At 58.0% G+C, this 5,832-nt stretch carries 4 protein-coding genes; all 4 read right to left on the bottom strand.

Features of this window, described 5'->3' with window-relative positions; all coding sequences use genetic code 11:
- The coding region (locus tag B4U49_RS01540; RefSeq protein ID WP_143735465.1) for a cupin-like domain-containing protein at positions 1–656 on the bottom strand (656 nt) is incomplete at its 3' end.
- An 8-nt stretch (positions 657–664) separates the two neighbouring features.
- Complete coding sequence (locus tag B4U49_RS01535) at positions 665–1,396, bottom strand: SapC family protein (protein ID WP_078082827.1); 732 nt, start codon at positions 1,394–1,396, stop codon at positions 665–667.
- A gap of 135 nt (positions 1,397–1,531) precedes the next feature.
- Positions 1,532–4,525 (bottom strand): TonB-dependent receptor, encoded by a 2,994-nt coding sequence (locus B4U49_RS01530; protein ID WP_078082826.1) that lies wholly within the window; start codon positions 4,523–4,525, stop codon positions 1,532–1,534.
- 413 nt (positions 4,526–4,938) lie between these two features.
- Positions 4,939–5,832, bottom strand: an 894-nt coding sequence (locus tag B4U49_RS01525; protein WP_338036814.1) for a sugar ABC transporter permease, incomplete at its 5' end; no start/stop codon positions are given.

The raw sequence follows: 5,832 nt of genomic DNA, 5'->3' as shown, positions 1-5,832 counted from the left end.
GGGAAACGCTCAAAGTCGGGATTATAGAAATCCACCAGGCTGATTTCCTGCCCGCCGGGGGCGAACTCCAGAGGGCCGGGATAAAGATTGCCAATCTGCTCCGGGGGCAACAGGGTAAAACGGCGTTTACCGGCAATATTGCAGGCCAGATTATTCGGAAAATCGTAGTGCGCGGCGATGCGCACCTTGTTGCCGAGCCACAAGGAACCGATGGGAGAAACACTGGCGACACCGGCATCGTTGTCCTCGGAGAACCGGGGAAACCAGTAGGAAACCTCACTGGAAGGCATATAGCGCATGGCTGTCTGTGGGGTACCGGCGCCGCTAAGAATATCGTCCAGCAATTTGCCGAGTGGCACCCGGCGGGTTTCGAAATTGAATCCGCTCAGGTCGTCGTTGTAAAACACCCGGCCACCGGTTTCCGCCGCGCCGTAACAACCATTGACCGGATGACCGCTGTATTGATCCAGCAGGTACCCGGCCATTTTTTGTGGAGATTCCTTTGCAGCGGCTACCGCGGGAAAGTCCGCACAATATCCCCGCAATACCAGCGGTTCGGTGATACCCGCGAGCGCTTCCTGTGCATTGTCCGGTGTAATGTCACGGGCTTCCCGGGTGGCCGGCAGGCCGGCGGTTTCAATAAACGGCTGCGCCATTTCGCACCTCACTGAGCGGCGTTGCGACGGTTCTTTTCATCGATCAGGCGACGCACCTGGGACTGGGAGGCCAGCACCATGTATATGGCTTCGAGAAATCCCGCCTGGTGCAATTCGTTCAGATCCTCAGCGTTGAGCGCGCGCAGGCGCTCCTCGTCGATGGTGTAGAAACCCTTCAGCTGGTTGGCCTCGCCGTTATCCAGCGTAATATCCATGGTGAAGGATTCCAGCAGACCGTGAATTTGCAGTGCGCGGATAAATTTTTCACTCTGCTCGATACCGTGATGGATCGCCTCGAGCATATCCGCCACGCCATCCAGGAACGGAGAGTTGCCGCCGTACTCGAGGAACAGAGGTTCACCCTGCTCGCGATTCACCCGCGGGCTATCCAGGTCAATATGAATCACGCGACGGGTTTTCTGCACACCGTCTTCCACAAAATTCTGGCGTCCGATCAGAAACGGTTCGCGGCGAATGGTCAGCGGGAGGTAGGAAGCCGCCCATTGATTGTCGCGCAGATAGAGATTTTCCCCGGGTTCGAGCCCGAGCAGTGCAAGCGGAAAGAAAGCGCCGGTGTTGGCATCTTTCTGGAAAAAGATCGGGTACTGGCCCTGCAGTGCGCGAAACTCCAGCGGGAAGGTCAGCGCATACCAGTTGTCGTCACCGAACGCTGCCGAGCGCCCGGCCTGCACTCGCAGATCGCGATGCTCTACATTGTTCAGCAGTACTGCATTCGTCATCCTACTTCTCTCTTCACTCTTTGTTATTTTTTTCACAGCAGCCATTGGGGCTGAGTTAAATCACGGTATAAAAAAAGCCGCTGACCTGACGACCAGCGGCTTTCCGTGCCTATTTAAACCATCCTGTGAAATGGTTTAGAAGGCGTAACGGGCACCCAGCTGCCAGCGAGCACCGCCCTGGTAGTAACCCAGCAGCTGACGCTTGTCGCGGCCGTGTACACGCTGTGCTTCGTCGGTAACGTTGATACCTTCCAGGAATACCTGCAAGCCTTCCAGCTGCGGCAGCTCGTAGCTCACGTTCAGGTCGATCTGGCTATAAGCTTCAACGTACTGCGGGTTGGCACCGGTATTCTGGCCGCGGGAGCTCAGGAACTCGTCGCGCCAGTTATACGCGATACGCGCCTGGAAACCGTTCTTGTCGTAGAAGCCCACCAGGTTCGCGGAGTCACTCAGGCCGACCATGGCTTCCTGGTCTACCAGGATAAACGGATCGTAGCTGAGCTCGGAATCCACGATGGTGTAGTTGGCCTGCAGACCAAAACCAGTTTCACCAAACATGTGCTGCACCGCCAGCTCGACGCCGTCGATGGTGTTGTCCACGTCGCTGTTCACCGGGGTGTCGACAAGGAAGACCATGTCGTTGTCGGTGGCCGGGTTACCCTTGATGAAGATCTTGTCGACGGTCACTCCGTCTTCGAGATAGGTAACATCGACGTAATCACTATCCGCATAGTTGGCAGCGATGTACTGACGAATGGATTCTGCATCGTTGGCACCGTTGGCCCGCGCTTCATCCACCAGGGCACCGTCCGCCGGGTTGGCGATATTGAACAGTGACTTTTCAGTTTTCGCGTTGCTGATGAAGTTGGATACGTCCTTGCGGAACAGGCCCACAGAGGCGTAGCTGGTCTCGCCGTAATACCACTCCACGGACAGATCGTAATTGATCGATTCGTAAGGGAGCAGGCTCGGGTTACCGGTAGAACCGCCACCGATACCGCCGTTGGCAATCGTGCCGATGGTGGTGCCACCCTTGATGGAGTTGTAATCCGGACGGGTGATCGCCTTGCTGACTGCAGCGCGGGTTACCACGTCTTCGGTCACATCCATTTTGAACGAGATGCTGGGCAGCCAGTAGTCGTAGTTACCCTCTTCGCTCAGGTAGACCTGTTCGCCAGTGCCGAGAATGGCCACTTCGTTGTTGGAGTTCCACTCTGCGCGGTCGTATTCAGGCACCACGGATACGGAATCCACATCGGTCTGCTCGTAGCGCAGGCCGGTGTTGACCTCATACGGCATGCCGCGTACTTCAGAGCTGAAGTTGTACTGGGCGTACGCCGAGGTGGAGGTCTCGGTGGTGGCGCGGTCGGTGTCAGACGCGTAATCGGTGGACGCACAGAACGCGGTTCCACAGTCGCCTACACGGTTGGCAGTGCCCAGGTCTGTCGCGTTGTTTGCATACAGGCTTTCAGCCACGGCACGCACCGCGTCGAAGTTCCACGCGTAATAGACGTCCAGCGGTTCCAGGCCGCCAACCTCGGAGAAGTCGCCCCAGGATTCGTCGAACTTGTCGGAAATGCTCTTGGCGGTGAACAGCTCGTCCGGCAGATCGGAAGCCGGGCCGGCGCCACCCCAGTTGTTGCGCTGTACAAATACAGACTGTGAACGGTTGGACACTTCCTGGCGGGCGATGCCGAAATCAATATCGCTGGATTCGTTGATCTCGAAGTTACCGCCAAAGCGGAACTGGTCAACCTCGGAGTAATCCTTGGAGTTGGTGAACACCGAGCCGGTAACGATGATATCGGAAGCATTCACGCCGTTGGCGGAGTCCACATAGATGGCCGGAATATCGCCGGTGAAGTCCACGCTGCTGGCGTCACGCACCATGGCGGCAACAGTCAGCACGTTGCTGGTGCCCCAGGGGCTGTCCGGTGTGCGCTCAGCTTCAGAGTGCTGGCCGTCGAAGAACAGGTTCAGCCGGTCGCTCACCTGCCACTCCAGGTTCACGCCCAGCATATCGCCTTCGTGAATCTCGGCGGTGCTGCCGCCGCCCATGGCCACGTCGCTAGGTGCACCGTAGTACTCGGAGTAGATGATCGGAGTGGAGATGGGGCCGTCGCTCCACACGCCGCGCTGGTCACCCTGCCAGGCGTGGTATACGGAGATATCGTTGAACTGCTTGGCGATCTTGTTCTGGTAGTAGTTGTAATCCATGGTCGCCGTGATGTCGTCGGTCGGCGCCCACTGCAGAACCAGCTGGCCATTGGTGCGCTTGCGCTGCTGCTCTTCAAATTTGAAGGCCGCGTTCTGCGCAACGGAGTAGATGTCACCCTCGCCCGGACGGTTAACCTGGTTCTCCAGGGGCACCGCACCCCAAGCATCGTTCACGCCGTCCCAGTTGTTGTCCATCTGGCCTTCGACACTGATCCAGCCACCGGGCACCAGTGCCTGCTGGCTACCGCTCTCGCGCTCCTGCACGGAGCCGGAAATGGCCACACCGAACTTGCCATCGGCAAAGGTATCGGAATAGAAACCGCTGTACTCCGGCGTCATGCTGGCATCATCGGAGGACTCGTCCATCACACCCTTCACGCCAAAGCGCATGGTGCGCTCTGGGGTGTCGAACGGACGGGCAGTCAGCAGGTTAATGGTAGCACCCATGCCGCCGGAGGGCAGGGTCGCATTGCTGGTCTTGGAGACCTCAACGCCGGTCACCATGTCCGAAGCGATATTCTGGAAGTCGAAGGAACGGCCACCGGTGGTGCGGGCTACCTGACGACCGTTCAGGGTCACCAGGTTGAAATCTGGCCCCAGGCCGCGCACGGTGACTTTACTACCTTCACCGTTCACACGGTCGATAGACACACCGGAAATACGCTGCATGGATTCCGCCAGGTTGGTATCGGGGAACTTGCCGATATCTTCTGCGGAAATCGCGTCCACGATGCCTTTGGCATCGCGTTTTACATCCATGGATTTTTCGAGACTGCCGCGGATACCCAGCACCACCACTTCTTCCAGAGCTGCATCCTGTTCGGCTTGTGCGAAGGCGCCACCGCTTACGCCCGCGAGGGTAGCGATGGCTACCGCAATGGAATTCTTCTTGAATCCGGTCATTCTGTTCATGGAGTTGTCTCCCCCATCGTCACGTCATTTTGTTATAGGTTTCGCCGGATTCGGGTACCTCGAAGACCGCATTAGGATAACCCGATCTGGCGCCACGCTATACTCCCGCCACGCCACAATTTGAGTCGTCCCACCTTGGGAAAAACACCAGAAATGGACTATCCCACCTTGATCCCGGCAAACCGGGAATAAAAAAATCCTTTATATTCAATGACTTATGATTTTGGCGCAGATTTGCACCAACGGCAGGCAGAAGGCGATCCAGATTGGGGCAGCACGTTCCCCAACCCGGGAAAGGATGGTGTCCAGGCGCAAGTGACTGGACGTTCGAAGATAGACTCCGAGGTCGCAACATCATCGAGTGACCTGCTGCGGGACTATCTACCGGACTATCTAAGGGACTATCTAAGGGACTATCCCTTGACCGCACCCGCAGAGAGCCCGGACACCAGGGAACGCTGCAGGGCGAGAAACAGCAACATCACCGGCAGCGACACCAGAATCGATCCCGCGGCAAAGTAGCCCCATTCAGACGCATAATCACTGACAAAGAAACGCAGCCCGACGGGAACTGTGTAACGGGACTCCTCGTCCATAAAGATGGAGGCAAGGATGAACTCGTTCCAGGCGGTCATAAATGCGAACAGACCGGTAACGGCAATGGCCGGTCGCGCCAGGGGCAGGATGATACGGGTGAAGATCATCCAGCGGCTGGCGCCCTCCAGCAGGGCGGACTCCTCGATCTCGTAGGGCAGCGTGTCGAAGTAGCCCTTCAGCATCCACACACAGAACGGCAGCGCGGTGATCGAGTAGACCAGGATCAGCCCCAGCCAGGAATTCCCCAGTCCCAGCCACTGCACCACGATCACATACAGCGGGATCAGCATCAGTACCGCCGGGAACATCTGCGAAATCAGGAACAGCATCATGCCGCGCGCACGGCCGGCGAAGCGGAAACGGGAAAACGCGTAAGCCGCAGTACAGCTGAGGGACAAGCCCACCAGGGTGGTGGCGAAAGCGACGATCAGGCTGTTACCCAGCCAGCGCAGGAACGGCTGCTCGGTGAGCACCGCGCGGAAGTTGTCCAGGGTCCACTGCTGCGGTAGCGGTAGCAGGGCGAGCAATTGCTGCCCGACACCGGCATCTTCCGGCAAGCGCACAAGGGTCAGGGACTGCTGGCCGGAAAAGGCGAGACTCACAACCCACAACAGCGGGTAGATCACTACCAGCGAGGCAAACATCAGCAAGGCGAAGCGCCAGCTGAAGACGTCCCGGGCAATCCTTGCAGGAGCCTGCCTGCAGGCGAA

Source organism: Microbulbifer mangrovi (assembly GCF_002009015.1).
Classification (GTDB): Bacteria; Pseudomonadota; Gammaproteobacteria; order Pseudomonadales; family Cellvibrionaceae; genus Microbulbifer; species Microbulbifer mangrovi.
Note: the sequence above shows the minus strand (reverse complement) of the source record. Positions and strands in the feature narration are given on the sequence as shown.

Bases quoted from the DNA above. Each gene is read 5' to 3' on its own strand.
- B4U49_RS01535 (WP_078082827.1), bottom strand. From the start codon at position 1,396: ATGACGAATGCAGTACTGCTGAACAATGTAGAGCATCGCGATCTGCGA.
- B4U49_RS01530 (WP_078082826.1), bottom strand. From the start codon at position 4,525: ATGAACAGAATGACCGGATTCAAGAAGAATTCCATTGCGGTAGCCATC.